Source organism: Herbaspirillum sp. DW155, assembly GCF_037076565.1.
Lineage (GTDB): Bacteria > Pseudomonadota > Gammaproteobacteria > Burkholderiales > Burkholderiaceae_D > Herbaspirillum.
Window position 1 is genome coordinate 4,224,353 of record NZ_AP029028.1, and the last position, 26,756, is coordinate 4,251,108.

At 61.7% G+C, this 26,756-nt stretch carries 21 protein-coding genes and 1 other RNA gene; 16 read left to right on the forward strand and 6 right to left on the reverse strand.

What is annotated here, in order from left to right; all coding sequences use genetic code 11:
* Positions 1-107 precede the first annotated feature (107 nt).
* The 3 genes from serC to AACH55_RS19160 all read right to left on the reverse strand — a co-directional run bounded on the left by serC (position 108) and on the right by AACH55_RS19160 (position 4,474).
* Entirely contained in the window at positions 108-1,220 is a 1,113-nt protein-coding gene (gene serC, locus AACH55_RS19150; protein WP_338716228.1) for a 3-phosphoserine/phosphohydroxythreonine transaminase, read from the reverse strand.
* A gap of 58 nt (positions 1,221-1,278) precedes the next feature.
* Positions 1,279-3,924, reverse strand: coding sequence for a DNA gyrase subunit A (gene gyrA / locus AACH55_RS19155; RefSeq protein ID WP_338716229.1), 2,646 nt, complete (start codon positions 3,922-3,924; stop codon positions 1,279-1,281).
* A gap of 211 nt (positions 3,925-4,135) precedes the next feature.
* On the reverse strand, positions 4,136-4,474 hold the full coding sequence (locus AACH55_RS19160; RefSeq protein WP_338716230.1) for a hypothetical protein: 339 nt from the start codon (positions 4,472-4,474) through the stop codon (positions 4,136-4,138).
* A gap of 161 nt (positions 4,475-4,635) precedes the next feature.
* On the opposite strand from AACH55_RS19160, the gene ompA reads away from it, so the two are divergent.
* The 12 genes from ompA to AACH55_RS19220 all read left to right on the forward strand — a co-directional run bounded on the left by ompA (position 4,636) and on the right by AACH55_RS19220 (position 18,165).
* Positions 4,636-5,250 (forward strand): outer membrane protein OmpA, encoded by a 615-nt coding sequence (gene ompA / locus AACH55_RS19165; RefSeq protein ID WP_338716231.1) that lies wholly within the window; start codon positions 4,636-4,638, stop codon positions 5,248-5,250.
* Between the two features lie 170 nt (positions 5,251-5,420).
* Positions 5,421-6,137 carry a bifunctional 2-polyprenyl-6-hydroxyphenol methylase/3-demethylubiquinol 3-O-methyltransferase UbiG gene (ubiG, locus tag AACH55_RS19170; protein ID WP_338716232.1) on the forward strand — a complete coding sequence of 239 codons (717 nt, stop codon included), beginning with the start codon at positions 5,421-5,423 and terminating at the stop codon, positions 6,135-6,137.
* 76 nt (positions 6,138-6,213) lie between these two features.
* The gene (locus tag AACH55_RS19175; RefSeq protein ID WP_338716233.1) at positions 6,214-6,870 is read left to right on the forward strand and encodes an HAD-IA family hydrolase; all 657 of its coding nucleotides are present in this window, start codon (positions 6,214-6,216) and stop codon (positions 6,868-6,870) included.
* Between the two features lie 197 nt (positions 6,871-7,067).
* Positions 7,068-10,481 (forward strand): DUF748 domain-containing protein, encoded by a 3,414-nt coding sequence (locus AACH55_RS19180; RefSeq protein ID WP_338716234.1) that lies wholly within the window; start codon positions 7,068-7,070, stop codon positions 10,479-10,481.
* A 181-nt stretch (positions 10,482-10,662) separates the two neighbouring features.
* Positions 10,663-11,043: a transfer-messenger RNA gene (ssrA, locus tag AACH55_RS19185) on the forward strand.
* A 288-nt stretch (positions 11,044-11,331) separates the two neighbouring features.
* A complete protein-coding gene (locus AACH55_RS19190) occupies positions 11,332-11,535 on the forward strand; it encodes a helix-turn-helix domain-containing protein (RefSeq protein WP_338716235.1) in 204 nt (67 codons plus the stop codon).
* Between the two features lie 2 nt (positions 11,536-11,537).
* Positions 11,538-13,958 (forward strand): DEAD/DEAH box helicase family protein, encoded by a 2,421-nt coding sequence (locus AACH55_RS19195; RefSeq protein WP_338716236.1) that lies wholly within the window; start codon positions 11,538-11,540, stop codon positions 13,956-13,958.
* Positions 13,955-15,148 (forward strand): restriction endonuclease subunit S, encoded by a 1,194-nt coding sequence (locus AACH55_RS19200; protein ID WP_338716237.1) that lies wholly within the window; start codon positions 13,955-13,957, stop codon positions 15,146-15,148. The genes AACH55_RS19195 and AACH55_RS19200 overlap by 4 nt, the downstream gene beginning before the upstream one ends.
* A gap of 2 nt (positions 15,149-15,150) precedes the next feature.
* Positions 15,151-17,067 carry an N-6 DNA methylase gene (locus AACH55_RS19205; RefSeq protein ID WP_338716238.1) on the forward strand — a complete coding sequence of 639 codons (1,917 nt, stop codon included), beginning with the start codon at positions 15,151-15,153 and terminating at the stop codon, positions 17,065-17,067.
* 58 nt (positions 17,068-17,125) lie between these two features.
* Positions 17,126-17,509: a hypothetical protein gene (locus AACH55_RS19210; protein ID WP_338716239.1), complete on the forward strand. Its 384-nt coding sequence runs from the start codon at positions 17,126-17,128 to the stop codon at positions 17,507-17,509.
* 39 nt (positions 17,510-17,548) lie between these two features.
* Entirely contained in the window at positions 17,549-17,824 is a 276-nt protein-coding gene (locus AACH55_RS19215; RefSeq protein WP_338716240.1) for a type II toxin-antitoxin system Phd/YefM family antitoxin, read from the forward strand.
* Positions 17,824-18,165, forward strand: a complete 342-nt coding sequence (locus AACH55_RS19220) for a type II toxin-antitoxin system RelE/ParE family toxin (RefSeq protein ID WP_338716241.1) — start codon at positions 17,824-17,826, stop codon at positions 18,163-18,165. Before AACH55_RS19215 ends, AACH55_RS19220 begins: the two co-directional genes overlap by 1 nt.
* A 22-nt stretch (positions 18,166-18,187) precedes the next feature.
* Here AACH55_RS19220 and AACH55_RS19225 read toward each other — a convergent pair whose 3' ends face one another.
* The 3 genes from AACH55_RS19225 to AACH55_RS19235 are packed head-to-tail and all read right to left on the reverse strand — an operon-like array spanning position 18,188 to position 21,966.
* Positions 18,188-19,927: a tannase/feruloyl esterase family alpha/beta hydrolase gene (locus AACH55_RS19225; protein WP_338716242.1), complete on the reverse strand. Its 1,740-nt coding sequence runs from the start codon at positions 19,925-19,927 to the stop codon at positions 18,188-18,190.
* Positions 19,928-19,986: 59 nt separating this feature from the next.
* Positions 19,987-21,063 carry a maleylacetate reductase gene (locus AACH55_RS19230; protein WP_338716243.1) on the reverse strand — a complete coding sequence of 359 codons (1,077 nt, stop codon included), beginning with the start codon at positions 21,061-21,063 and terminating at the stop codon, positions 19,987-19,989.
* 36 nt (positions 21,064-21,099) lie between these two features.
* The gene (locus AACH55_RS19235) at positions 21,100-21,966 is read right to left on the reverse strand and encodes an intradiol ring-cleavage dioxygenase (RefSeq protein ID WP_338716244.1); all 867 of its coding nucleotides are present in this window, start codon (positions 21,964-21,966) and stop codon (positions 21,100-21,102) included.
* 141 nt (positions 21,967-22,107) lie between these two features.
* Between AACH55_RS19235 and AACH55_RS19240 the strand changes: the two genes are divergently transcribed.
* The 4 genes from AACH55_RS19240 (at position 22,108) to AACH55_RS19255 (ending at position 26,689) form a co-directional block, all read left to right on the forward strand.
* The gene (locus tag AACH55_RS19240; RefSeq protein ID WP_338716245.1) at positions 22,108-23,025 is read left to right on the forward strand and encodes a LysR substrate-binding domain-containing protein; all 918 of its coding nucleotides are present in this window, start codon (positions 22,108-22,110) and stop codon (positions 23,023-23,025) included.
* Between the two features lie 233 nt (positions 23,026-23,258).
* Entirely contained in the window at positions 23,259-23,843 is a 585-nt protein-coding gene (locus AACH55_RS19245; RefSeq protein ID WP_338716246.1) for a chalcone isomerase family protein, read from the forward strand.
* On the forward strand, positions 23,840-25,093 hold the full coding sequence (locus tag AACH55_RS19250) for an MFS transporter (RefSeq protein WP_338716247.1): 1,254 nt from the start codon (positions 23,840-23,842) through the stop codon (positions 25,091-25,093). Before AACH55_RS19245 ends, AACH55_RS19250 begins: the two co-directional genes overlap by 4 nt.
* Before the next feature lie 21 nt (positions 25,094-25,114).
* Entirely contained in the window at positions 25,115-26,689 is a 1,575-nt protein-coding gene (locus AACH55_RS19255; RefSeq protein WP_338716248.1) for a cryptochrome/photolyase family protein, read from the forward strand.
* The last annotated feature ends 67 nt before the right edge of the window (positions 26,690-26,756 follow it).

Here is a 26,756-nt window from a genome sequence, read left to right on the forward strand (position 1 = left end):
CCGCATGCCGGCGCGAAGACCGGCCTGCGGCGCTGTTTGGCGTGGCGTTGGCAGGGCGTGGCAGAAGACCAGCACCGCACGGGCAACGCGCCCGGGGAGGTGCGGCCTCAGCCGTGCCGCTGTTCGAAGTCTTTCAGATAATCGACCAGGGCTTGTACGCCCTCGATCGGCATCGCGTTGTAGATCGATGCACGCATGCCGCCGACCGACTTGTGGCCTTTCAGCTGCAGCAGGCCGCGCTCTTTGGCGCCGGCCAGGAAGGTGTCATTGAGCGACTCGTCGCGCAGGAAGAACGGCACGTTCATGCGGGAACGGCAATCCGCTGCGATACGGTTGCTGTAGAAATCGGTGCTGTCCAGGTAGCCGTAGAGCAGTTCGGCCTTGGCGATGTTGCGCGCTTCCAGCGCGGCCACACCACCCTGGCGCTTGATCCACTGGAACACCAGGCCGGCGATGTAGATCGCGTAGGTCGGCGGGGTGTTGTACATGGAATCGTTGTCGGCCACGATCTTCCAGTCGAAGGCCGAGGGGCAGAACGGCAGCGCGTGTCCCAGCAGGTCTTCGCGCACGATGACGATGGTCACGCCGGCCGGGCCGATGTTCTTCTGGGCGCCTCCATAGATGACGCCGTATTTCGACACATCCACCTCGCGCGAGAGGATGTGCGAGGACATGTCGGCCACCAGCGGTGCGCCATCGGTATCGGCCGCAACTTCCGGCGTGTACTGGTACTCGACGCCATCGATGGTCTCGTTGCTGCAGATGTGCACGTAGGCGGCATTGCGCGAGAGCTTCCAGTCGGCACGCGCAGGGATGCTGGCAAACTTGCGGTCGGCCGAGGAGGCGGCCACGTTCACGGTGCAGTAGCGTCCCGCTTCCTTGATCGACTTGGTGGACCAGGAGCCCGTGTTGATGTAGTCGGCCACGCCCGCTTCGTGCTTGCCGGCCGGCGAACGCAGCGCGGCCAGGTTCATCGGGATGATGGCGTTCTCGGCGATGGCCCCGCCCTGCAGGAACAGCACCTTGTAGTTGGAAGGAATGTTCATCAGCGCGCGCACGTCAGCCAGCGCGGCTTCGATGATGGACATGTATTCCTTGCCGCGATGGCTCATCTCCATGACCGACATGCCACTGCCATGCCAGTCCAGCATCTCATCGGCTGCCTGTTGCAGCACTTCCTTGGGCAATACCGCCGGACCGGCGGAAAAGTTATAGACCATTTCTGCGTTCGCCATCAAAAAAGGCGGCAGGCGCGTTGCCCGCCGCCCTGGACTTGCTTTACTCGCCTGCGGCAGGTGTCTCGCCGCCGGCGGCCTCGGTGCCTTCGCTGCCGATCACGTCTTCCACATCGGACTCGACCACGCGCTGCAGGCCGGACAGCTTGGTGCCGTCTTCCACTGCAATCAGGGTCACGCCCTGGGTGGCGCGGCCCATCTCGCGGATCTCGGAAACGCGGGTGCGGATCAGCACGCCACCGGTGGTGATGAGCATGATCTCATCGCTGGAATCGACCAGCGTGGCGGCCACGACCTTGCCGTTGCGCTCGCTGGTCTGGATGGCGATCATGCCCTTGGTGCCACGGCCGTGACGGGTGTACTCGGTGATCGGGGTACGCTTGCCGAAGCCATTTTCGGTGGCGGTGAGCACGGACTGCTGTTCGTTCTCGGCCACCAGCAGGGCGATGACCTGCTGCGTTTCTTCCAGGTTCATGCCGCGCACGCCACGGGCGGTACGGCCCATCGGACGCACATCGTTTTCGTCGAAACGCACGGCCTTGCCGCCGTCGGAGAACAGCATCACGTCATGCGCGCCATCGGTCAGGGCAGCACCGATCAGGAAGTCGCCCTCATCCAGGTCGACCGCGATGATGCCGGCCTTGCGCGGATTGGAGAAGTCCGACAGCGGGGTCTTCTTGACCGTGCCCAGGCTGGTCGCCATGAAGACGTAACGGTCATCCGGGAAGCTGCGGTTGGCGCCCGACACCGGCAGGATCACCGTGATCTTCTCGCCATCCTGCAGCGGGAACATGTTGACGATGGGCTTGCCGCGCGAATTGCGCGAACCCTGCGGCACTTCCCATACCTTCAGCCAGTACAGGCGGCCACGGTTGGAGAAGCAGAGGATGTAGTCGTGCGTATTGGCGATGAAGAGCTGGTCGATCCAGTCGTCATCCTTGGTCGCCATGGCCTGCTTGCCGCGTCCGCCGCGCTTTTGCGCGCGGTACTCGGAGACCGGCTGCGACTTCATGTAACCGGTGTGCGAGAGCGTGACCACCATGTCCTGCGGGGTGATCAGGTCTTCGGTGGCCAGGTCGGTGGCGTTGTGCTCGATGGTGGAGCGGCGCTCGTCCTTGGCGCCGATGCCGAAGTCGTTCTTGGCGGCGTTGAGTTCGTCGGTGATGATGGCGGTCACGCGGGCCGGCTTGGAGAGGATATCCAGCAGGTCGGCGATCTGCGCCATCACGTCCTTGTATTCGTTGACGATCTTGTCCTGCTCCAGACCGGTCAGGCGTTGCAGACGCATCTGCAGGATTTCCTGGGCCTGTTCGTCGGAGAGCTTGTAGAGGCCATCGGACTGGATGCCGTAATGGGCCGGCAGGCTTTCCGGACGGAAGGCTTCGATGCCGCCTTCGTTGGCTTCGCCGGCACGGGCCAGCATCTCGCGCACCATGGACGAATCCCAGGCGCGCGTCATCAGTTCGGCCTTGGCGATCGGCGGGGTCGGTGCGGCGCGGATGATGGCGATGAAGTCATCGATGTTGGCCAGCGCCACGGCCAGGCCTTCCAGCACGTGACCACGTTCGCGCGCCTTGCACAGCTCGAACACGGTACGGCGGGTGACCACTTCGCGGCGGTGCGACAGGAAGCATTCCAGCAATTGCTTCAGGTTCAAGAGGCGCGGCTGGCCATCGACCAGCGCCACCATGTTCATGCCGAAGGTGTCTTGCAGCTGGGTCTGTTTGTACAGATTGTTCAGCACCACTTCCGGCACTTCACCGCGCTTGAGTTCGATCACCACGCGCATGCCCGACTTGTCGGACTCGTCGCGCAGGTCGGAGATGCCTTCGAGCTTCTTGTCGCGCACCAGCTCGGCGATGCGTTCGAGCAGCGCCTTCTTGTTGACCTGGTAGGGCAGCTCATCGACGATGATGGCGATGCGGCCTTCGCGGCCATACTCTTCGAAGTGGGTCTTGGCGCGCATGACCACGCGGCCACGACCGGTGCGGTAACCATCGCGCACGCCGGAGACGCCATAGATGATGCCGCCGGTCGGGAAGTCCGGTGCCGGCACCAGCTCGATCAGTTCATCGATGGTGCAATGTTCGTTGGCCAGCAGGTGCAGCGCGCCGTTGATCACTTCGGTGATGTTGTGCGGCGGGATGTTGGTGGCCATGCCCACGGCGATGCCGGAGGAGCCGTTGACCAGCAGGTTGGGAATGCGCGTGGGCAGGACCGAGGGTTCCTTTTCCTTGCCGTCGTAGTTGGGCACGAAATCGACGGTTTCCTTTTCGATATCGGCCAGCAATTCGTTGGAGATCTTGTCCAGGCGGCACTCGGTGTAACGCATCGCGGCCGCACCGTCGCCGTCGATGGAACCGAAGTTGCCCTGGCCGTCGACCAGGGTGTAGCGCAGCGAGAAGTCCTGGGCCATGCGCACCAGGGTGTCATAGATGGAGGCGTCGCCGTGCGGGTGGTATTTACCCATGACTTCGCCGACCACGCGCGCGCACTTCACGAACGGGCGGTTCCAGACGTTGTTCATCTCGTGCATCGCATACAGCACGCGGCGGTGCACGGGCTTCAAGCCATCGCGCACATCCGGCAGTGCCCGACCCACGATCACGCTCATGGCGTAATCGAGGTAACTCTTGCGCATCTCTTCTTCGAGGGAAATGGGGATGGTTTCTTTAGCGAATTGATCCATTGGAGAGTCGAAAGATGTTTCCCGGCCAGAAAATCGTGCCGGGCGGGCGTGGCCCTTGGACTGATCAGAACAGTGCATTCTAGCACGCCGGGAGGGTCAAAAGCCCCTCAACCGCCCTCTTCACCCCTGCAACGGCTCGCTTCGCCGCTGCAGGGCCGGCCATTGCTGGCTCGACTCTCTATATATATTAGAGTGGCGCTGCCAGCGCGGATCACTGCCGCGCCGGAATGCGGCCGCAATTGCCTGCAGGAACCATGACGGGTGACATGGCGACAAGCCCGTCGCACGTCAATGCGGGAAAAAATTTCCGAAACTCACTTCTGCCGTCCGCGCCATCGGGCGAAATCCTACGCCGCAAGAATGGCGACGGGCGAGAGAAAATGACAACTACTTGCTCAAGCGAAAATGCGCGAACTGTATGAAAAATAAGGATTTTCTCTAAAAAATCCGGCTTTTTTCGGCCTGAAAGGAACAAAAACGGGCCAAAAATATCGCGTTGCGAAGAAACAACACAGTCCCAAAAACGTTGTCTGGACCAATTGGCAAGCATCGCTGAAGGTCAATCCGTGTGGCAGAATGGCGGCTAAGTTCATTACTAGCCCCATGGAACAAGGGCCTGTGACGACCTGAACACATGATATTATTCATTTTTTTGATGTCGTAATCTTGTAGCGCAGTTTATCTGCGGATATCTCACCCGAGAGGAGAAACATGAACAAATTAGCAAAACTCGTCTTCGCTGCTGCGTCCGCAGCCATCGCACTGTCTGCCACCGCTCAGGAAACCAAGGACATCAAGGTTCGTCCCGGCAGCCTGTACCTGCAAGATGGCCGTGACGTCGTGACCCGCAGCGGTTTCGGTCTGTGCTGGCAAACCGCTTACGTGAACGGTCCGTGCGAAGAACCGCCCGCACCGGCTCCGGTTGCCGCTGCTGCTCCTGCTCCTGCTCCGGCACCTGCCGCTGCTCCGACCTCGGAAAAGGTCACCTACGCTGCTGACGCCTTCTTCGATTTCGACAAGGCAACCCTGAAGCCGGCTGGCAAGGCCAAGCTGGACGAACTGGTTGGCAACCTGAAGTCGATCAACCTGGAAGTCATCATCGCCGTCGGCCACACCGACTCGATCGGTTCCGTCGCCTACAACCAGAAGCTGTCGGTTCGCCGTGCTGAATCCGTCAAGGCCTACCTGGTTTCCAAGGGCGTTGAAGCCAACCGCGTCTACACCGAAGGCAAGGGCAAGTCGCAACCGGTCGCCGACAACAAGACCGCTGCCGGCCGCGCCAAGAACCGTCGCGTGGAAATCGAAGTTGTGGGCACCCGCAAGTAATCGATTGCTGCTACAAGGCTCTGATGAAAACCCCGCTTCGGCGGGGTTTTTTTATTCCTGTTTCATTTGCTGGTCATGCACGTTTTGGCGTGCACTTGTCCCGTCATTGCGGCGCATCTTGACCTGGCACAGGCCACCCGCCGCGTCGGATTGGGCTATCATTAGGCCCCATGAATACGACCAATGCGACCATGAACGCCGATCCCCAAGAGATCCAGAAATTCAGTGAACTGGCCCATCGCTGGTGGGACCCGGGTTCCGAATTCCGTCCCCTGCACGAAATCAACCCGCTGCGCCTGGAGTGGATCAACGCCCGCGCCCCGCTGGCCGGCAAGAAGGTGATCGACATCGGCTGCGGTGGCGGCATCCTGGCCGAATCGATGGCCAGGAAAGGCGCTGACGTCAGCGGCATCGACCTCTCCGACAAGGCCCTGAAAGTGGCCGATCTGCACAGCATGGAATCCGGCGTGCAAGTGCGCTACGAAAAGATCGCCGCCGAAGACATGGCCGCCCGCGAAGCCGGCCAGTATGACGTGGTGACCTGCATGGAAATGCTGGAACACGTGCCCGATCCGGCCGCCATCGTGCGCGCCGCCGCCACCCTGGCCAAACCGGGCGGCAAGCTGTTCTTCTCCACCCTGAACCGCAACATGAAGTCCTACGTGATGGCCATCATCGGCGCCGAATACGTGCTGCGCCTGCTGCCCAAAGGCACGCACGACTACGCCAAGTTCATCACCCCGGCCGAGCTGGCGCAGTACACGCGCGCAGCCGGCCTGCAGATCGATGCCTTCAAGGGCATGGGTTACAACCCGCTGACCAAGATCTATTCACTCAACGAAGATACCAGCGTGAACTATCTGGTGGCCTGTACCAAGCTGGCCTGAGTAGCCACACTGTCCGACCACACCTGACCGCCGCAGCCCTCACGCTGCGGCGTTTTTCTCTCTTGCCCTGACGACCATGCCACTACGCCCTCCGCGCGCGATCCTGTTCGACCTCGACGGCACCCTTGCCGATACGGCTCCCGACCTGGCGGCCGCTGCCAACTTCCTGCGTCACCAAAAAGGCATGGAAAATGCCCCCTATGAAAGTTTGCGCCCGGTCGCCTCGGCCGGTGCCCGCGGGCTCATCGGTGCAGCATTGGGCATCCATCCAGGCGATGCTGAATATGAAGAGTTGCGCGTAATTTTCCTGGACCGCTACCAGGCCAACATGACCACCCACAGCCGTCTCTTCGACGGCATCCCGGCACTGCTGGCGCAACTGGAAGCACGCGGCATCGCCTGGGGCATCGTCACCAACAAAGCGGCGCGTTTCACCGACGTGCTGGCGCCGCAGATCGGTCTGGGCCATGCCGGCTGCATTGTTTCGGGCGATACCACCCCGCATCCCAAACCGCATCCGGCCCCCTTGCTGGAAGCGGCCCGGCGCCTGCAGCTGGCGCCCGAGGATTGCTGGTACGTCGGCGACGACCTGCGCGACATCCAGGCCGGGCGCGCCGCCAACATGCCCACCATTGCCGCCGCCTGGGGCTATTGCGGCCACACCGAGCCCGCCGCCTGGCAAGCCGATGCGCTGCTGCATGCGCCGCTGGAGATCCTGACCCTGCTGGACTGATTCGCTCCTCCCGCCCTGCTGTTGATGCGCTCCCGGAAACTTGAGCGCATCTTTCCTCTCCTAGCAGTGCCATGTCGCCTCGCATTAGAATGACGACAAGCCGGCACCCGCCGCAGCACCACCCCCAATCACAACCAGAACCGGCCACCTGCGCATTCACCGCGCCAGGACGGACCGGCACCGACAAGGGAAACCCCATGAGCAAGCCGGACCGCGCCTCTCTCACTCAGCACGCTTACTGGCAACGCCTGCAACGTCCGCTGCGCTGGGCCGGCTGGACCGTGGCCGTACTGCTGGCGCTGGCCGCACTGAGCAGGGCCGCCCTGCCGGCGCTGGTGCGCAAGATCGCCATCGACCAGACCCAGGCCCAGACCGGCCGCAAGCTGGAGATTGGGGAGATCGCCTTCAATCCCTTCAAGCTGGCCCTGCGCGCTTCCGACATCACGCTCTATGAAGCCGACGGCACGCATCCTTTCTTCAGCGCCAAGGGCTTGCTGGCCGACCTGTCCGCCGCTTCGCTGCTGCGCCTGGCACCGGTGCTGGATGAGATCAAACTAAGCGCGCCGCAACTGCACGTGGTGCGGGTGGATGCGCAGGGCATCGGCCACTACAACTTCTCCGACATCCTCGACAAGCTGGCGGCCCAGCCCAAGAGCGAAGGGCAGGCGCGCTTCTCGCTGGCCAATGTGCAACTGCAGGATGGCCAGATCCGCTTCGAAGACAAGGTGACCGGCAAGAACATCGACATCGCCGCGCTGCAGCTCGGCCTGCCCTTCATCTCCAACCTGCCCGGCAATATCGACAGCTTCGTGCAGCCGCAACTGTCGGCCACCATCAATGGCACGCCGCTGCACCTGAAGGGCCGCAGCAAGCCTTTCGCCTCGACGCAGGAATCGGCCTTCGCCATCGACATCGACCAGCTCGACCTGGTGAGCTACCTGCCCTTCGTCCCGCTCGAATTGCCGGTGGCGATCCAGAGCGCCAAGCTCAGCACCAGGCTGGACCTGGGTTTCACCCGCAAGGATGACAAACCGGCCGTGACCCTCGCAGGCGAGCTTCGCCTGGATGACCTCGCCCTGCAGGACAAGGCCCGCGCACCGCTGCTCAAGGCCAGATCGCTGGCGCTGCAGGTGAAGCAATTCGACGTGCTGGCGGCCAGCGGTGAACTCAGCCAGCTCACGCTGGAGCAGCCGCAGGTCTGGGCCAGCATGAATGCGCGTGGTGAGATCAACTGGCAGCGTGCGCTGGCCGGTAGCAGCAACGCTGCAAGCAAGAGCGCCAGCCGCGCGCCCGCCAGGCCGGTCGCCACACCGGCGGCCACTGCAGCCCAGCCGGTGCCGGTCATCACACTGCAGCAACTGACCGTGCACGGCGGCGAAGTCAACTGGCGCGACGAAGCCAACGCCGCACCTGCCCAGCTCATCAGGCTGGGCAAGATCGACGTCAACGCCACCCAACTCTCCACCGCCGCCGATGCCAAGCCCGCCCACCTGCTGCTGTCAGCCGTGGAAAACGACCATGGCAAGCTGGGCTTCAATGGACAGATCCAGCCGCTCAAGCCGACGGTAACGGGCAAGATCACGCTGGAGAACATCGACCTCGCAGGCTTCCAGAACTACCTGGCGCGCGCCCCCATCAGCGAAGTGGCGGGCAAGCTCTCCGGCCAGACCACGCTGCAGCTGCGCGATGGCCATCTCAAGCTCGACGACAGCAAGTTGCAACTGGCCGAGCTGCGTTTGACGCCGCCGGGCAAGGGCGCCCAGCCACTGGCCCTGCAATCGCTGTCGCTGCAGGCGGCCACGCTCACCGATACGCTGGACCAGCCGGTCCCCTTCAAGCTGCAGGCGCGCTTCGACAAGAATGGCAGCGCCGAACTGTCCGGCCAGGCTGCACCGCACTTCAAGAGCGTGGCGCTGGAGCTTGAGGTGAAGGATCTGCCCATCATGCCCTTCCAGCACTATTTCACCGATGTGCTCAATGTCACCATCAGCAGCGGCCTGGCCAGCGCCAAAGGCAAGCTGGACGTGACCCTGCCGCTTGAGGATCGCAAGCTGGCGCTGGACTACAAGGGCAACGCCGCCATCACCAACCTGCGCATGCAGGACAAGCAGACCTCCACCGATTTCCTGCGCTGGCGCACGCTGGACCTGGCGGGCATCCAGGCCAAGCTGGGTGGACGTCCGCAAGTGACGCTGGAAAAAGTCACGCTGTCCAATTTCTACGCACGTGCCATCCTTTCCGAGAAGGGCCGCCTGAACCTGCAGGACATCGTGGTCGCCGATGCACAGGAGCAGGGCTCGATCACCGACGACAGCAAGAAGGGCGGCAAGGATAGCGCGCCGTCCAACACCGTCAACGCCCGCAAGACGGCCTCCACCGCGCCCATCACCCCTACCGCACCGGCCGCCGATGCCGCCGTGGTGCGCGTGGGCCAGGTGGTGCTCGAAGGTGGCAACATCAACTACACCGACAACTTCGTCAAACCCAACTACACCGCCAACATGACCGGACTGGCCGGCAGCATCGGCCAGATCTCCTCGGAGAAGCCGCAACCGGCACCGGTCAACATCACCGGCAAGATCGACAACGATGCGCCGCTGCAGATCTCGGGCGCCCTCAATCCGCTCTTCAAGCCCATGTATCTGGATCTCAAGGCCAGCGCCAACGGCGTGCAACTGCCGCGCCTGACGCCCTACTCGGCCAAGTACGCCGGCTATCCGATCACCAAGGGCAAGCTGTCGATGGATGTGCACTACAAGATCGAGAACGATGAGCTGGTGGCCCAGAACGATCTGCGCATCGAACAACTGAGCTTCGGCGAACGCGTCGACAGCCCCGATGCCACGAATCTGCCGGTGATGCTGGCGGTCTCGCTGCTCAAGGATCGCGATGGCAACATCAACCTGAACCTGCCGATTTCCGGGTCGTTGTCGGACCCGCAGTTTTCGGTGGGCGGCATCATCGTGCGCGTGTTCGTGAACCTGATCGTCAAGGCCGTCACCTCACCGTTCGCACTGATCGGCTCGATGTTCCGACCTGACGAGCACATCGGCGAACTGCGCTATATCGAGTTCGCCCCCGGCTCCTCGGAAGTAACCGATGAGGTACGCAAGAAGCTCGATGCGCTGGGCTATGTGCTGCATGAGCGTCCCGGCATCAAGCTCGACATCACCGGCCGGGTCGATCCGCAGGTGGATGACCAGGGCCTGCGCCGCGAAGCGCTGGAGCGCGCGATGCGCGCGCTCAAACGCGCCGACCTGATCGCCAGGGAGGGTCAGCCCGACGGACCGGTGCGCATCAGTGCGGCCGAACGCAGCAAGTATCTGGAGCGCGTCTACAAGGACGGCAAGTTCGACAAGCCGCGCAACATGATCGGCCTGACCAAGGCGATGCCTGATGCCGACATGGAAAAGATGATCCTGGAGCATACCGAGGTGACGCAAGATGACTTGCGCAAGCTGGCCCAGCGCCGTGCCGACCAGGTGCGAAATTATTTACAGGAACAGAGCGTGATCGAACCGGCACGCATCTTCCTGATCGCCCCCAGGCTGGATGGCGCCGGCATCCCGGACAAGGAGCCCAAGGCGCGGGTCGATCTGAGGATACAGTGAGCAGTGAGGAAGAGGCTGCGCAATCCGGCCTTGAAAAGCCTGGCGCTGCCCATACAGTAGGGAGTAGGTTATAATCGACTTCCCGCCGAAAAAGCGGGAGCCTCTTCAGGAAGCGTTGCAAGAGGCAAGCGTAATACGCAAGTCCATGCGCCCAGCAGGATTTGCGAAGCTTCAACACCACGGGGCCGACTTGGTTTCGACAGGGGTTGCAAAGCGGAACAGGGCATGCCGAGGACTGGTTACCTCGTTAATCCATCCGGAACTGCTTAAATGCAAACGACGAATCTTACGCTCTCGCAGCGTAAATCGCACCTAGAAACCTAAGAAACTTCTAGCTCTACAGCACTTCTTCCCTGGGGTGTGCTGGCAACAGCGGTAGAGTCATTTACAGGGAATCGTGGCGTATGGGGTTACTTCATACGTCATTAAATCCAAGGTAACTCGTCCTGTCGAAGCGTGTGCGTCCGCGTCGCCAGGATTAAAACCAATTGGCTGCACTACGCATGTAGAACTGTCTGTAGAGTGCTTCTGGACGCGGGTTCAATTCCCGCCGGCTCCACCAATACCGATGCCCAACTGTGTATGCAGTTGGGCATTTTTCTTGCCCCCTCGCGCTTCTGCGAGGGTTCACGCGGATGCCTGCGGACTTTGTGGTTCGGCGGGGTGCGTCCTTAAAGGTGCAAATGTCAACCTGCTGGTAAAAATGGCCAGGATTGGGTGTACATGCAAATTATCACCCATTAAGGTCAAACCGACGGCAGCGGCAGCAAATTAGTCGACAGAATGCTCATCTGATAGACTCTCGGCGATCTTCATCGACTGTCAACCACACCACTTGATTGCCAACGCCATGAATACCGAACCGTGGGTCACTGCCGAGCATGTCGCCCATCACCTGGGCGTGGCCAAGGACACCGTTTATCGGTGGCGCGAGCGCAAGGGTCTCCCTGCCCATCGGGTTGGGCGACTGTGGAAATTCCAGCTTTCCGAGGTCGACGATTGGGTACGCGCGGGAGGCGCGGCCGAAGAAAAAGATCAAACAAAAGGGGAGTAACGGTGACATTTAACGAAGAAGAAACTCGCTTCCACCTGATTGATCCGATGCTGCGCAAAAAGGGCTATGACGACCCCCAGCGCATTCGCCTGGAAACACCTGCCCCGGTGGAGCCGACCGGACCAAAGGGCCGCCGCAGCAAACGCGGGGGCCGAACTGATTACCTGTTGTGCGTACAGGTCGGCAACATGCCCAAGCCGCTCCCCGTCGCGGTGCTGGAAGCCAAGCGCTCGGACGACCACCCGCTCGCGGGTATGGAACAAGCCAAAGGTTACGCGGACTGCAAGCGCTTTGACGTGCAGTATGTGTTTGCCACCAACGGCTATCTTTATGGCGACTACGACAAGCCCAGCGGTATCCAGACTGGTCCGCATCCGCTGGAAGATTTCCCGCCGCATCCGGACCTGTGCGCGCGTTATGCACGGGACAAAGGCATTGATCTGCGTTCGCCTGAAGCCGCGCTGCTGTTTCAGGCCGACAGCCCGGCGTGGTCTGCCACACGCTACTACCAGGATGCCGCCATCCGCGCCGCCTTCGAAAAGATCATTCTGCAACGGCAAGCCGGCAATCCTGCGCGCGTGCTGCTCACGCTGGCTACCGGCGCCGGGAAAACCGTCATCGCTACCAACCTGCTCTGGCGCATGGCGCAAGCGGGCCTGTTACCCAAGCCCGCGTTGTTCTTGTGTGATCGTGACGAACTGCGCGAACAAGCCTACACCAAGCTCAAGGCTGCCTTTGGCGGTAACGCGCGCATTGTGGAAACCGTGCGCGGCCAGAACGCCGCTGCGAATGCGCGTATCCACATCGCCACCTATCAGACCTTGGGCATCGACGAAAACGGCGACGGCAGTTTTCTCACCGAGCACTATAGCGAGGATGCCTTCAGCGTCATCATCATCGACGAATGCCACCGTTCGGCCTGGGGCAGATGGTCGCAGGTGCTCACCCGCAACCCCAACGCCATTCACCTCGGCCTGACGGCCACACCGCGCAAGCTGAAGCCGCCCAAGCATGACAAGAAATCCAGGGATGTCGAGGCTGCCATTGCCGCAGACGATGCCATCACTGCACACAATGTCGAATACTTCGGCGAGCCGGTCTATGAATACACGCTGGCACAGGCACAAGAAGACGGATACCTCGCTGCCTGCGAAATCATCAAGCGCAAGGCAGACATCGATGCTCGTGTTTTCACGCGCGAAGAAATTCTCAAGGCCGGTGTCAGGGACATCAAAACCGGTAAGCCGTTGATCGAGGAAGATCTGACCAAAGCCGAATATACCGGCAAGGACTTCGACGACGAACTGTTCATCGACCTGCGCACGCCCAAGATGTGCGAAGACCTGTTCCAGCTCTTGTGCAACAACGGCGGGCCGGAGCAGAAAGTCATCATCTTTTGCACCCGCGACCTCCATGCCGACCGCGTAGCCATGCAGATGAACAACCTCTATGCGCGTTGGTGTAAGGAGAATGGCAAGACACGCAAAGATAATTACGCATTCAAGTGCACCGCCAATGGTGGTGCGGACAAGATCGACATCATGCGTGGCAGTGGCGAGCGCGCCTTCATCGCCTGCACGGTGGACTTGCTGGAGGCGGGGGTGGACATCGAACGCCTGAATGCGGTGGTGTTCTTCCGCTACCTGCAATCGGCCATCAAGTTTTATCAGATGGTCGGGCGTGGTACCCGCATCCATGAAGAAACGCAGAAATATAAATTCTGGCTATACGACTACACCGGCGTCACCGATCTGTTTGGCGTGGATTTCATCACCAATCCGCCTCGAACGGGTGGCGGCGGCAGTGGTGGGGAAAGCGGCGGAGAAGATGAGGGCGGTGGCGATGATGGCGGTACGGTCGTGCCGGTGATCGGTGGACAAAAGGTGGTAGTCAATGCACAAGGTAGTTTCATCCTCGTCAACCGGGGTGGTGTGGCCACGCCGATTCCGGTGGATGAATACCGGCGCGAAGTCATGTCCCGCGTGCTTTCCGAAGCGCATAACCTTGATGACTTCCGGGCCCTGTGGGTGGAAGCGAAAAAGCGTCGTCAACTCATCGACCACTTGCTGGGTGATCACCTGAGCCCGGAAGTGATCCGTGATGCCGAACACATGAACGACTTTGACCTTTACGACTTCTTTAGCAAGCACGGCTATCACGCTAGAGCACTGACCCGACAACAGCGCGCAATGGAATACCTGAACACCAATAGCGCCTGGTTTGAGGGCATGGATGCCAAGTCGGCCATTGTGCTTAGGGGCCTGGGGCGTCAGTTTGCATTGGATGGCACTGAGGCAGTAGAGAGTAATGCGCTTTGGGAAGTGCCGGAAATCAAATTGGCCGGTGGGATTAATGCGCTGCGCGCGGTGGGTGCGCCGACGCAAGTTATGCAGGATGCGAAGATGAGGTTATTTGGCGTATGAACTGGCCAACAAAGAAACTATCAGCGGTTACGCAAATCAATCCTCGGCGGGTGTCAATCGAACGGGGCGATTCAGTCTCTACCTCGTTCGTGCCTATGGAGGCAGTAGATGAAATCCTTGGGGAGATTTCGCAAGCAGTTACTCAGCCTTACTCCAAAGTTAAGAAGGGTTACACCTATTTTGAAAACGGGGACGTAATCTTCGCTAAGATTACCCCTTGCATGCAAAATGGAAAGCATGCTGTGGTGAATAACCTCATTGATGGCTTCGGATTTGGTTCAACAGAGTTTCATGTGATTCGTGCCTCTGAACAAATCGTTCCAGAGTGGATTCACTATTATCTGCGACGTAAGCAAACACTGGATGCAGCGCTAAAGACTTTCACCGGTTCGGTTGGTCAGCAACGTGTTCCATCGACCTTCTTGGAAGACTTGGATATTCCTGTACCTGATCCTAATTTGCAACGCCAAATCGCCGCTCGCCTGAAATCCCAACTGGCTGAAGTGGAAACCGCACGGCAGGCGGCGCAGGTGCAGTTGCGTGAGGCCCGCCTGCTCAGTACAAAAATAGTTGACTCGATGTTCAATCAGTTTGATGAGTGGCAACCCATTGGCGAAGTCGCAAAAGTACAGTCTGGCTATGCATTTAAAAGTGAGAGTTTCAAACCTTCGGGAATTCGCCTTCTTCGAAATGCCAATATTCTGCCTGGGAAAATTTATTGGGATGACGTCGTATATATCGATCCCAACGACGCCAGTCGATACCAAAGTTATGTGCTTAAAGAGAGAGACATCCTGATCAGTCTAGACCGTCCTCTGATCTCAAGCGGCATCAAGGTGGCCCGCGTTGGCAAATCAGACTTACCGGCACTGTTGCTGCAACGAGTTGGACGATTTTTATTGGAACCAACCGAAATTGATGCTGACTTCTTGTATGCATTTTTACAGTCGTCGCGATTTATTGATGCCATTTCAGGTCATGACCAGAGTCTAGGGGTGCCTCATATTTCTCCCGGTCAGGTTGAGGCTATCGAAATACCAATACTGCCGCTTGACGAGCAACGCTGTATCGCTACCCAGTTGAGACAACGATTAGCCGAAGCAGATACCCTGCGTACCGCACTGGAACAACAATTACGCGATCTGGATGCCTTGCCGCAACGCATCCTCGCAAAAGCATTCGACACCTGAACATGGCCCGTACCAAGAAAACCGACAAAGCCCCCAAGGCCATTGCCTCCACCCAGTCGCTCTCAGCCTTCGTCAAGGGCATCTGCGATGTGATGCGTCGCTCCAATTGCGCCAGCGCCCTGCAATACGTGCCGGAGCTGACCTGGATTCTGTTCCTGCGTATCCTGGATGCGCAGGAGGCGCGCGAGGCGGAACAAGCCGAGGTACTGGGCGCAGACTTTTCGCCCGCACTGCATAGCCCTTTCCGCTGGCAGGATTGGGCCGCGCCCTGGTCAGACAAGACCGGTCACCCGACCACTTCAGATGGCAAAGCACAAGGCTGGAAGCGCCAGGAGTTGTTCGCCGCTGGCGATGGCCGGCTGTTCGACTTCATCAACAAAGAACTGCTGCCCGCTCTGCACGCGCTGGACGTAGACCCGCGCACGAATCTGCCCAACCCGGCCGCCAGTCCAAAGCAACGCATCATCGGTCGCATCATGACGGCGGTGGAACGCGTGCGCGTGGATGATGAGGCCAACCTGCGTGACATTCTCGACCGGGTGCATGAAATCAGCATCGATCACATCGACGACCAGCACTTCTTTACCTTGTCGCAGGTGTATGAAGACCTGCTGTTGAAGATGGGCGAGAAGAATTCGGACGGCGGACAGTTCTTTACCCCGCGCGAGGTAATTCGCGCCATGGTCCATACCGTGAATCCTTCACTGGGCAACACGGTGTACGACCCCTGCTGTGGCACGGGTGGTTTTTTGGCTGTGGCGTATGAGCACATTGAGCGCAAGCTGGGCAAAGCCCCCGCGTCTACCGACATTGAAAAACTCAAGCACGATACGTTTTTCGGGCGCGAAAAAGAGAACCTGGTGTTCCCGATCGCCCTGGCCAATCTGGTATTGCACGGCATCGACCAGCCCAATCTGTGGCACGGCAATTCGCTGACGCGCCGCGCCACTTACGCCGAGTTATTCCGCCATGCACCCGCGCAGTTCGATGTGATCCTGACCAATCCGCCGTTTGGCGGTAAAGAGGGGCGCGACGCGCAGAAGAATTTTGCGTTTGAGACCAGCTCTACCCAGGTGCTGTTCATGCAGGACATCCTCTCCGAACTCGCGCCGGGTGGCACCTGCGCCGTCGTGTTGGACGAGGGCTTGCTGTTCCGTACCAACGAGAGCGCTTTCGTGGAAACCAAGCGCAAGCTCACCGATGAATGCGATCTCTGGGCAATTGTCAGCCTGCCGGGCGGGGTGTTCTCTACGGCAGGGGCGGGCGTGAAGACCAACTTGCTGTTCTTCACCAAGGGCAAGAAGACCAAACACATCTGGTACTACGATCTGTCGTGGGTAAAGGTGGGCAAGAAAACCCCGCTGACGCTGGCGCACTTTGGCTTTGGCAAAGATGGCGAAGTGCTCAATGATGATGCCTTGCCCGCCATGCTCACCAGCGACTGGCTGGCCGATGAAGAAAACGCAGGCAAGCCTTTCCCCAGCTACGCCCGCATGCTGCAACACCACGGCCAAGCTGAAGGTGCGAGCCGCTACTCCTGGACAATGGATTTCGCCGTCCGCCGTGAACAAGCACGCGAGCAAATGCGGCCACTCCAGGAAAAGGCGACGGGCATCAAGGCCGCCGTCGTTGATCTGAAAGAACGTCTCAAACAACTTAAAAAAGACAAGGCCGACGAACAGCAGATCGAGACGCTGGAAGCAACTGTTCGCCAACGAGAGAGAGAAATTCGTGACCTTGAGGCCGAGGCCGCTGCCATTGATGCAGCAGTGTTCGATCTGAAAGCAGTCAACCCCAATGTCTTGGCGGTAGTCGATGAGCGAACACCAGATGAAATCATTCAGAATATCTCGACCCAAGGACGCATCGTCGCGGACGCACTGGCTCGCTTGAATAAGTTGATGGTTGACGCCGAGTAGCGCTCATCTGAGCGATGGATCACGAGGATCTGCAAGCCGCAGGGAAGGACTAAAAAACATGGCGACAAGAAGAGAAATGAAGAGGCTTGAAAAGGCGGCACTGGGCAGTTGGCGCATCACCAGCATGGAACTGTGGGATGTCGATTACTTCGACATGGAGGTTCCTGCACACATCACGATCAAGAATGATCTGACAGGTACACTCCAGTTCGGTCTGGTACAAGGCGACATCGATGCCCGTGTCCATGAGCATGGAAGCACGGTGCGTATTGAATTCTCCTGGTCCGGCGTAGATGAAAATGATCCGGTGAGTGGACGCGGTTGGCTGGAGGTAACGGGCGATGAGGCGCAGGGGCGCATCTTCATCCATCTGGGCGACGACTCGGCTTTCACTGCGGAGCGCTCAAGCAGCGAATGCGTACGCCTTGCCACAAGACTATAAAAAGACTATATTAAGTCTCGCCCAATCAGGAGCATCGTCATGCGCTACTCGTCACAAGTCAAACCCATCAGCTATCTGAAGGCCAATGCCGCCGACGTGTTGACGCACCTTGCTGAGCAGCGTCAGCCGATGGTCATCACTCAACATGGCGAAGCGAAGGCTGTCCTGCAAGACGTTGCGTCCTTCGAGGAAACGCAAGAAACCCTGGCCCTGCTGAAGATCCTGGCCCTCGGCCAGCAGGATGTGGCTGCAGGCAAGGTCAAACCCGTGGCCGACGTCGTTGCCCGGCTTCGTGCCAAGCGAGCTGCAGACTGATGACGCGCAAGTCCGGCAAGTTCGAAGTCCTGCTGACCGAGGGTGCCGAACAGGACCTTGAGGCCCTTCACGACTACCTCTGTGAATTCGACTGTGTGGCCAATGCCAACCATGTCCTGGATCAGTTGATGATCGTCGTGGAAAGCCTGTCGAGCTTGCCTGAACGGGGCAGCTTTCCAAAGGAGCTGGTTGGCCTTGGCATCAAAGAATATCGTCAGACCTTTTTCAAGCCATACCGCGTGATCTATCGCGTTTCAGGCAATCAGGTCACCATCTACCTGATTGCAGATGGACGCCGTGACATGCAATCCGTGCTGGCTCGCCGCCTGCTGGGCGCGTGAAAGCGCTCCGGCAAGGCAGACCCTAACGCATCACACAATCAAAACTCCCCGCCTCATTCACCGGCCCGCTGCCGCGGTACTGCGGCCACGCCGGATAGCGGCACAAGGGCCGGCTGCGGCCCGGTACCGCCGTGGTATCAACGACGATCTGGTTCACCGGGGCCCGTCCCTGCTCCACCCATTGCTCCAGCGCCGTGAGCGAATCCCAGGAAGCATTGAAGGCCGTGCCGAACACGTGACCATAACCGGGGATCTCGTAATAGCGCACGAAACTCTCCAGCTTCTCGGCGCCCATAGCCTTTTGCAGCCGCGCCAGATACTGACGCGTGGCCTGCGTGCTGACCAGCGCATCGGCCGTGCCATGAGCGATGAGTATCTTGCCACCCTTGTTGCGGAACGCCGAAAGGTCGGTCTCGTTCACATCCTGCAAGCCATTGAGCTGCACCACACGCGCCTGGTAGATGCCCGGCCTGGCGGGGTCGAGCGCAAGCGGATTGAAACTGACATCGCGCGTGACGAAGTAGCGCACCCATTGATCCCAGAAGGTACTGTGATACGGCGGGCTGCCCTTGTTGCTGACGGGCGGCATCGGGTGAGCGGGCTGCTCCGTACCCAGCCCCAGGGTCAGGATGGTGGCCTGGAACGGGCTGCCGGTCGCGGTTCCCCAATCGGTACCCCAGGTATTGAAGCCGGGATAGCTTGTCTCGCCGCTGGCCAGTGGATAACTCAACACCAGCGGCGTACTGAAGACCTTGAAGGTGGCGATCTGCGCATCCGACAGGCAAGTATCACCACCCTCTCCCCCCTCACCACCGCCTTCGCAACGCAGCGGCTTGCCATTGAGGCGGGCAGTGGCCGGATCGAAGCTGGCATTGCAGGCATCGATGTTGCTGATGACCCCATCGGCCACGCCATCGAGCCGGTCGCAGGCGGCCATGGCGGCATCGAACAGCAGCTTGCGTCTGGCGGCATCCGGATAGGCACCGGGCTGCGCCATGGCCTGCGTCATGCGGCCGAACTGCAGGTCCAGCGCCACCGCATTCCAGGCAGGATACAACGCGATGACGCCATCCACGTCGGCCGGCCAGCGGCTGGCCATGGCCAGCGCCTCGCGTCCGCCCGTGGAGCCGCCGGCAAAATACGTCCGCGCGGGTCGCTGCCCGTAATGCGCGGTGATGATGGCCAGCGCAGTGTCGCGGGTTTTCTTGAGGGCATCTCCGGCGAAATTGCTCAGGGCTTCGTCATTGCTGCCGAAAGAACCATCGCGCGAGCCCGTGGCATTGGCCTGGTGGCCGGAATCACTGGCGAAGGTGGCATAGCCGCGCCCCAGCGGACCGGGCTGGGTGGCCGCACCGGCCGGGACATTGGCGGCCACGTCGGGAATGCTGCCGTCATAGCCGCCACCGCCGAACATCAGGGCCCGGCCATTCCACTGCACCGGCAGATCGACCTGGAAGCGGATCGCCGGTGCGGCCGGATCCACCGGACTGATCTCGCCGCTGAGCTTGCAATAGGCGCCGACCGCCTTGGCCCCCTCACCGCTGGCGGCCACCATATCGGTGGCGGTCACGCGCGCGCCGCGCGTGGGCAAGCCGATGGTCGCAGCGGGGATGCTCATCTCGCGCAATTGGGTGCAGCTTTGTGGCGCCTGCGCCGCGCTGTCGGGCAGGCTGCTGCAGGCCGCCAGCAGCGCGATGAGGGATAGGACAAACAAGGCCGGATGCAACGAATGTAGCAATGGCCTGACGGGTGTTGCTGGCATGGCGGTCTCCTCGTGGTTTGAATGTCTTCTGCCTCACGCGCGTACCGCTACACTATACGTCACCCCGGCGGGTGCCCGTGCCAGGCATTCTCCAGCAAGGCCCGCAGCGCCGTGCGCTCCAGCGGACGCGGATTGGCATAGGCATTCTGCAAGGCAATGTCGGTACAGCGATCCAGCTCGCCATACGGCATGCCCAGCTCGCGCAAGGACAGCGGTGCCTGCAGCGAACGCGCCAGTGCATGCACGCCCTGCGCAGCCTCCTCCACACCGAGCGCACGCGCGATGCGCTGCATGGCCTGTGGCGCGGCCGGCGCATTGTAGGCCAGCGCGTGCGGCAGGATCACCGTATGCGTCTGCGCGTGCGGCAGGTTGTAGCTGCCGCCCAGCGTATGGCACAGCTTGTGATGCAGCGACATGCCCACATTGCCCAGCACCGTGCCACACAGCCAGGCGCCGTACAGGCACTGGCTGCGGGCCGCGAGGTCATCCGCGCGCACCTGCAGTTGCGGCAGTCCCCCGGCGAGGGCGCGCAGGCCCTCTTCGGCCAGCATCGACATGATGGGGTTGGCATCGGGCGCATAGAGCCCTTCGGCCGCGTGTGCCATGGCATTGATGCCGCTGGTCACCGACAGCTTCAACGGCAGGCCCAGGCTCAGTTCGGGATCGTAGATGACCGTGCGCGGCAGCACACGCGCATCGCGCCCGGTCTTCTTCAGACCTGCTTCGGTGATGCCGTAGATGGGCGTCATCTCGCTGCCGGCATAGGTGGTCGGAATGGCCAGGATGGGCAGGTCGGACTCCAGCGCGATGGCCTTGCCCAGTCCCATCGTGGAACCGCCGCCGATGGCGATGGCGCAGTCCGCACCCAGTTCACGCGCCACCTCGCGGGCGTGGCGCACGGTCTCGATGGGCAGGTGCATGACGGCCTGGTCGAACAGCCCGGTACAGCGCTCGCCGATCAGCGCGGCGATGCGCTCGGCCTCGGCACGCTGGCCGGGCGTACACAGCACCAGGGCGCGGCGCGCGCCCAGCAGTTCGGTCTCGCGCGCCAGATGTTGCAGGCTGCCGGTACCGAAGATCACGCGGGCCGCAGCGCTGGTATAGGTAAAGCCGTGTGCTGGAATGGACAGGGACATGACAGGCTCGGTAGCGTTCAGTGGCGTTCAGTGGCGTTATTGGCGCTGGGGATTGAGGATGAAATCATAATCCAGCGTGTAGAAAGGCTGGTCGCACTGCGTGCCATCGGGCGCAACGCCGGGCGCATGGTACGGCCAGTCGGCGATGAGCGTGGAGCGTACGCCGAAGACGGCATCGGACTCCAGGTAGGGATCGCCGCGGCGGAAGACGTGCGTGATCAGGGTTTCGTAACCCTCGGCCTGGATGCGGAAATGCAGGTGCGCCGGACGCCAGGGATGGCGGCCCAGGGTCTCCAGCATCTTGCCCACCGGGCCGTCATGCGGGATCGGATAGGAATTGGCGAGGATGCTGCGAAAGTGGTAGCGCCCTTGCGCATCGGCATGCAGCGTACCGCGCGCCTGCAACTGCGCGAGGTCGGGATATTGCACGTCATAAAAACCGTCTTCATCGGCCTGCCACACCTCCAGTCGCGCGTGCGGCACGGGCTGACCATCCAGCCCGCGCACACAGCCGCTGACGAAGCAGGGCTGGCCCTTGGCGCCGTTGGCGATGTCTGCCCCCAGCGGATAGAGCGGCGAATTCTCGACGTGGAAAGGACCGAACACGGTGGCCTCGGTACAGCCGGCCGGCTTGTGGTTCTGCTGTGCCATCACCAGGGTCGACAGGCCCAGGGTGTCGGAGAGGAGGATGAATTCCTGACGCTTGTCCGAGCACAGCTGGCCGGTCTCGGTCAGGAAGCGGATGCCCTCGAACCATTCCGCCTCGGTCAGCTTGACCTCGCGCGCGAAGGCGTGCAGGTGCTGCACCAGGCTGGTCATGATCTGCCTCAGGCGTTCGTCGGGCATGCCGCCGTGGCGCGCCAGGACGGCCTGGGTGATGGTGTCTTCGTTGAGATTGAGCATGGTCTCCTCGCGATGGGAATTGTATGGATCTGATTTTTTCGCTGAGCGGTAATATAGGTCGTATCTGCAGGCAGATATATGACCAAAGTGGAAAACTGTTTTCCACCCGGAACCGTCCCCCTCCCCGGAAAGGCCGCCACCATGGACCGCTGGACACAATTCGAACTCTTCGTGCAGGTCGCCGAGCTGGGCAGTCTCTCGCGCGCGGCCGAGGCGCTGGGCCTGTCCAATGCTGCGGCCAGCCGCAGTCTGGCGGCACTGGAAGAGCGCCTGGGCGCGCGCCTGGTGGAACGCAGTACCCGCCGCCTGGGCCTGAGCCAGACCGGCGAGGCCTTCTATCGCCAGTGCAAGGCGGCGCTGGTGCAGATGAAAGAAGCCGAGGAACTGGTCAACGCCAATAGCGCCGCCCCGAGCGGACTGTTGCGGGTGACCTCCTCGCTGTCCTTCTGCATGAAGCACATCAGCCCCTTGCTGCCGCGCTTTCATCGGCTCTATCCGGACATCACGCTGGACGTGGTGGCCGCCAACCGCTACGTCGACCTGCTCGACAGCGGCATCGACGTGGCCATCCGCACCCGCGAGTTCGAGCCGGATTCCAACATCGCCGTGCGCCGGCTGGCCTCGACCCGGCGCATCCTGGCGGCCTCGCCCGGCTACCTGGCTGCACGCGGAGTTCCGCGCACGCTGGAAGACCTGGCGTGCCATGACCTGCTGGTCTACAGCCATGCCAACCATCCCGGGCAGTTGCGCTTCGTCCATCGGGACGGCGGCGAACGCACCGTGGACATTGCCGCCCTGATGCAATCCAACGATGGCCAGATCATCCGCGCCGCCGCGCTGGAAGGACTGGGCATCCTGATCCAGCCCAACTACATCATCTATGACGACGTGGTGGCCGGCCGTCTGGTCCCGGTGCTGGACGAATGGGATCTGCCGCGCCTGACCATCAACATCGCCTACCAGGGCCGCAAGCATCTGCCGGCCAGGGTGCGGGTGTTTGTGGATTTTCTGGTGCAGCATTTTGCGGAGATGGACTACGAGCGCAAATGGACGCGGTGAGGGTGCCCGGCGTCAGTAACATCGAAATACCAATTGGTAAAATAAAGATACTCATTGGTAGCATTTATCTGACATTGGTAGTAATCTAGGCTCCCTTGCAGCCTGAGCAGGTTCTGGAAGTGTATTGCCGGCTGGCGTGCCACTGTATTGCGCACTGTATTGCCGAGCATGGCCGACTGTATTGCCAACTGTATTGCTGCTTGTGCCGCGTCTTGTCCCTGAGGAGTCTCCCGATGCCCAACGTCACCGTCCGCTCCCCCGATCTGCTGCGCCGGCAGCGCCTGCGCCTGGCCTGCTGCGTCTTCCTGCTGGCGCTGGCGGCGCTCTGGCCCGGCCGTGCGGCGCATGCGGCCCAGCCCTGGCGCGAGGCGCTGCCCGGTTCACTGCAGACGGTCGGCAGCGGCACCATGACCTGGCTGGGTTTCCGCATCTATCACGCCACCCTGTGGGCGCCACAAAAGCCGCTGGATGAGAGCCAGCCCTTTGCCCTGCAGCTGGACTACAAGGTCAAGATCAGCCGCGACAAGCTGGCCACCACCTCCATCGAGGAAATCCAGCGCATGAGCCCGGCGCCCATCGCCGGCCCCACCCTGGCGCGCTGGAAAAACGAATTGCAGCGCGCCTTCATCGATGTAGCCGATGGCGACGAACTGGTCGGCGTCTACCTGCCCCAGCGCGGCATGCGCCTCTATGACCGGGAAAGGCTGCTGGCCGAGATCGCCGATCCGGAACTGGCGCGTTCCTTCTTCAACATCTGGCTGGGCCAGCCCAGCCGCGACGACAGCCTGCGCCGCCGCCTGCTCGGGGAGACCCCTTGAGCGCGGTGCCGGAGCGACCCTCGGCCTCCGCCACGCGCGCCAGCAACGCCGCCTATGGCGTACTGGGTGCGCCGCTGGCAATGGCGGCGCTGCCGCTGTTCGTGCAGATCCCGGCGTATTACGCCAGCCACGTCGGCGTGGCGCTGGCCCCGCTGGGCTGGGTGCTGTTTGCGGCGCGCCTGCTGGACATGCTGCAGGATCCCCTTTTTGGTCACCTGCTGGACCGCTCGGCACAGCGCCAGAAGCGCTGGATGGCGGCTGCCGGGGTGGTGCTTGCGTTAAGCTTCATCTCCCTCTGGAAGCCCCCTTCCACGGCCCAGGCCGCCATGCTGTGGCTGGTCGGTATGCTGGTGCTGGCTTATGGGGCGCACAGCATGCTGAGCATCGCTTATCTGTCCTGGGGTTCGCGCCTGCCGGAACAAGGCATGCACGCGGTTGCCTGGCGCGAAGGCGCCGGCCTGGCCGGTGTCATCGTGGCCAGCGTGGTGCCGGTGGGCATTCTGGCAGCGGACCCGGCGATGGTCGATCAGCGCCTCACCTGGTATTGCCTGTTCTTCGCTGCGGTGCTGGGCGTGGCGCTGCTGTTGCTGTTGCGCCAGCCGGCGCCGCCGATGGTGGTGCAGGGCCAGCGCTGGCTGGTGTCGCTGCGTGGCTTGTGGGCCAACCGGGCGTTCCGCTCGCTGCTGCCGCCCTATCTGCTCAATGCCTTGTCGGCCGCCATTGCGGCCACGCTGGCGCTGTTCTTCATCGAAGATCAGTTGCAGGAACGCGCACTGGCCGGACTCTTCCTGGCCGCCTACTTTGGCGCGGCCGCACTGGGCCTGCCGCTGTGGAGCGCGTTGGCCCGGCGCTTGGGCGCCATCGCCTGCTGGCGCCAGGCCATGCTGCTGTCCATTGCCGGCTTCATCGGTGCGATATTGCTGGGGCCGGGCGAGCGCTGGGCGTTTCTGGCCGTGTGCCTGGCCACCGGGGCGGCGCTGGGCGCCGACCTGCTGCTGCCGCCGGTGCTGCTGGCGCGCGTGGTGACCCAGCCGGGCTCCACCGGTGCGGCCTTCGGCATCCTCACCATGCTGGGCAAGCTGGCGCTGGCGCTGGCGGGGATCGCCCTGCCGCTGCTGTCGGCCCTCGATTACCACCCTGGACAGGGGCCCAGCCACAGCCTGCCGCTGGTCTATGCCGCCCTGCCCTGCGCGCTGAAACTGGCGGCCTTCCTGGCGCTGGGGCGCTATGGGCGCCGGCACAGCGTATGAGCGACTGAACGTCGATTCACCATGAAGAAGAATGCCCATGCGCCGGTCCACCCGGCTTCCACCTTGCGCCTGATCCTGGGCGACCAGTTGAATCCGCAACACTCCTGGTTCGACCATCTCGATCCAGAGGTGGTCTACGTGCTCATGGAAGTGCGTTCCGAAACCGACTACGTGCTGCACCATGCGCAAAAGATCCTGGCCCTCTTCGCCGCCATGCGCGCCTTCGCGCAGCACCTGCGGGCGGCCGGTCACCGGGTGCGCTATATCCGGCTGGACGACCCCAGCAACCGCCAGTCGCTGGTGGACAACCTGGAAGCGCTGGCTGCGCATTACCAGGCCCGCTGCGTGCAATGGCAGTCGCCGGACGAATGGCGCGTCGACCAGGTTTTGCAGCAATGGGGCGACGCCTGGGCGCAAGCGCACCAGGGACAGATTTGCGTAGTGGATAGCGAACACTTCCTCACCGCCCGTCACGAATTGCCGCGCCTCTTCGAAGGCCGCAAGCAATGGCTGATGGAGCATTTCTACCGGCAGATGCGGCGCCGCTTCGAGTTGCTGCTCGATGGCGAAGGCAAGCCCGAGGGCGGCCAGTGGAATTTCGACCACGACAACCGCAAGCGCTGGCCCGGCAATCCGCCCGAGCCGCAAGACTGGCGCCAGCCGCATGACCACGGCGCGCTGTGGGAAATGCTGCAGGCCCAGGGCGTGCGCAGCTTCGGCGATCCGCAGGCCACGCAGTTGCGCTGGCCGCTGGACCGCGCCGAAGCCCTGCAGCATCTGGAGCACTTCATCACCGCCGTGCTGCCGCACTTCGGCGACTACGAAGACGCCATGAGCAGCCAGGCCCGGCGCCTGTTCCATTCCCTGCTGTCGTTCGCGCTCAACGTGAAGATGCTGCATCCGCTGGAAGTGGTGCGCCGCGCCGAGGCCGCCTGTCGCGAAGGCCGCGCGCCACTGGCGGCGGTGGAAGGTTTCATTCGCCAGATCATCGGCTGGCGTGAATATGTACGCGGCATCTACTGGTCGCAGATGCCCGGCTATGAAGAACGCAACGCGCTGGCGCACCGGCTGCCCCTGCCGGCCTGGTTCTGGACCGGCCAGACCCGCATGAACTGCCTGCGCCACGCCATCGGCCAGTCGCTGCAGACGGCGCACGCCCATCACATCCAGCGCCTGATGGTGATCGGCAATTTCGCCCTGCTGGCCGGGCTGGACCCCAAGGCGCTGCATCACTGGTACCTGGGCATCTACATCGATGCCTTCGAATGGGTGGAGCTGCCCAACACCCTGGGCATGAGCCAGTGGGCCGATGGTGGCATCATCGCCACCAAACCCTATGTGAGCAGCGCCGCCTACATCGGCCGCATGAGCGACTATTGCCAGGGCTGCGCCTACGACCCCAAGCAAAAGACCAGTGCCGGGGCTTGTCCCTTCAATGCCCTGTACTGGGATTTCTTCCTGCGTCACCAGAGCAGCTTCGGCAACAATGCGCGCATGGGCATGGCCTATCAGCAGATCAAAAAGATGCCGCCGGACGATGTGGCTGCCCTGCAGCAACGCGCAGCCGACCTGCGCAGCCGGCTCGACACCCTTTGAAGGCCGCACCGGCAGCCCCTCTCAAAGGGTGGTAATTGCTGCCGGAGCCTGTAAAAGCAGGCAAAAT

Excerpts from the sequence above, each read along its gene's own strand:
- AACH55_RS19160 (WP_338716230.1), bottom strand. The coding sequence starts at position 4,474 with ATGCTTGCCAATTGGTCCAGACAACGTTTTTGGGACTGTGTTGTTTCT.
- AACH55_RS19225 (WP_338716242.1), bottom strand. The coding sequence starts at position 19,927 with ATGCCAGCAACACCCGTCAGGCCATTGCTACATTCGTTGCATCCGGCC.
- ompA (WP_338716231.1), top strand. The coding sequence starts at position 4,636 with ATGAACAAATTAGCAAAACTCGTCTTCGCTGCTGCGTCCGCAGCCATC.
- AACH55_RS19255 (WP_338716248.1), top strand. The coding sequence starts at position 25,115 with ATGAAGAAGAATGCCCATGCGCCGGTCCACCCGGCTTCCACCTTGCGC.
- AACH55_RS19220 (WP_338716241.1), top strand. The coding sequence starts at position 17,824 with ATGACGCGCAAGTCCGGCAAGTTCGAAGTCCTGCTGACCGAGGGTGCC.
- AACH55_RS19240 (WP_338716245.1), top strand. The coding sequence starts at position 22,108 with ATGGACCGCTGGACACAATTCGAACTCTTCGTGCAGGTCGCCGAGCTG.
- AACH55_RS19200 (WP_338716237.1), top strand. The coding sequence starts at position 13,955 with ATGAACTGGCCAACAAAGAAACTATCAGCGGTTACGCAAATCAATCCT.
- ubiG (WP_338716232.1), top strand. The coding sequence starts at position 5,421 with ATGAATACGACCAATGCGACCATGAACGCCGATCCCCAAGAGATCCAG.
- AACH55_RS19245 (WP_338716246.1), top strand. The coding sequence starts at position 23,259 with ATGCCCAACGTCACCGTCCGCTCCCCCGATCTGCTGCGCCGGCAGCGC.
- gyrA (WP_338716229.1), bottom strand. The coding sequence starts at position 3,924 with ATGGATCAATTCGCTAAAGAAACCATCCCCATTTCCCTCGAAGAAGAG.
- AACH55_RS19215 (WP_338716240.1), top strand. The coding sequence starts at position 17,549 with ATGCGCTACTCGTCACAAGTCAAACCCATCAGCTATCTGAAGGCCAAT.
- AACH55_RS19210 (WP_338716239.1), top strand. The coding sequence starts at position 17,126 with ATGGCGACAAGAAGAGAAATGAAGAGGCTTGAAAAGGCGGCACTGGGC.
- AACH55_RS19175 (WP_338716233.1), top strand. The coding sequence starts at position 6,214 with ATGCCACTACGCCCTCCGCGCGCGATCCTGTTCGACCTCGACGGCACC.
- AACH55_RS19205 (WP_338716238.1), top strand. The coding sequence starts at position 15,151 with ATGGCCCGTACCAAGAAAACCGACAAAGCCCCCAAGGCCATTGCCTCC.
- AACH55_RS19190 (WP_338716235.1), top strand. The coding sequence starts at position 11,332 with ATGAATACCGAACCGTGGGTCACTGCCGAGCATGTCGCCCATCACCTG.
- AACH55_RS19235 (WP_338716244.1), bottom strand. The coding sequence starts at position 21,966 with ATGCTCAATCTCAACGAAGACACCATCACCCAGGCCGTCCTGGCGCGC.
- AACH55_RS19180 (WP_338716234.1), top strand. The coding sequence starts at position 7,068 with ATGAGCAAGCCGGACCGCGCCTCTCTCACTCAGCACGCTTACTGGCAA.
- serC (WP_338716228.1), bottom strand. The coding sequence starts at position 1,220 with ATGGTCTATAACTTTTCCGCCGGTCCGGCGGTATTGCCCAAGGAAGTG.
- AACH55_RS19230 (WP_338716243.1), bottom strand. The coding sequence starts at position 21,063 with ATGTCCCTGTCCATTCCAGCACACGGCTTTACCTATACCAGCGCTGCG.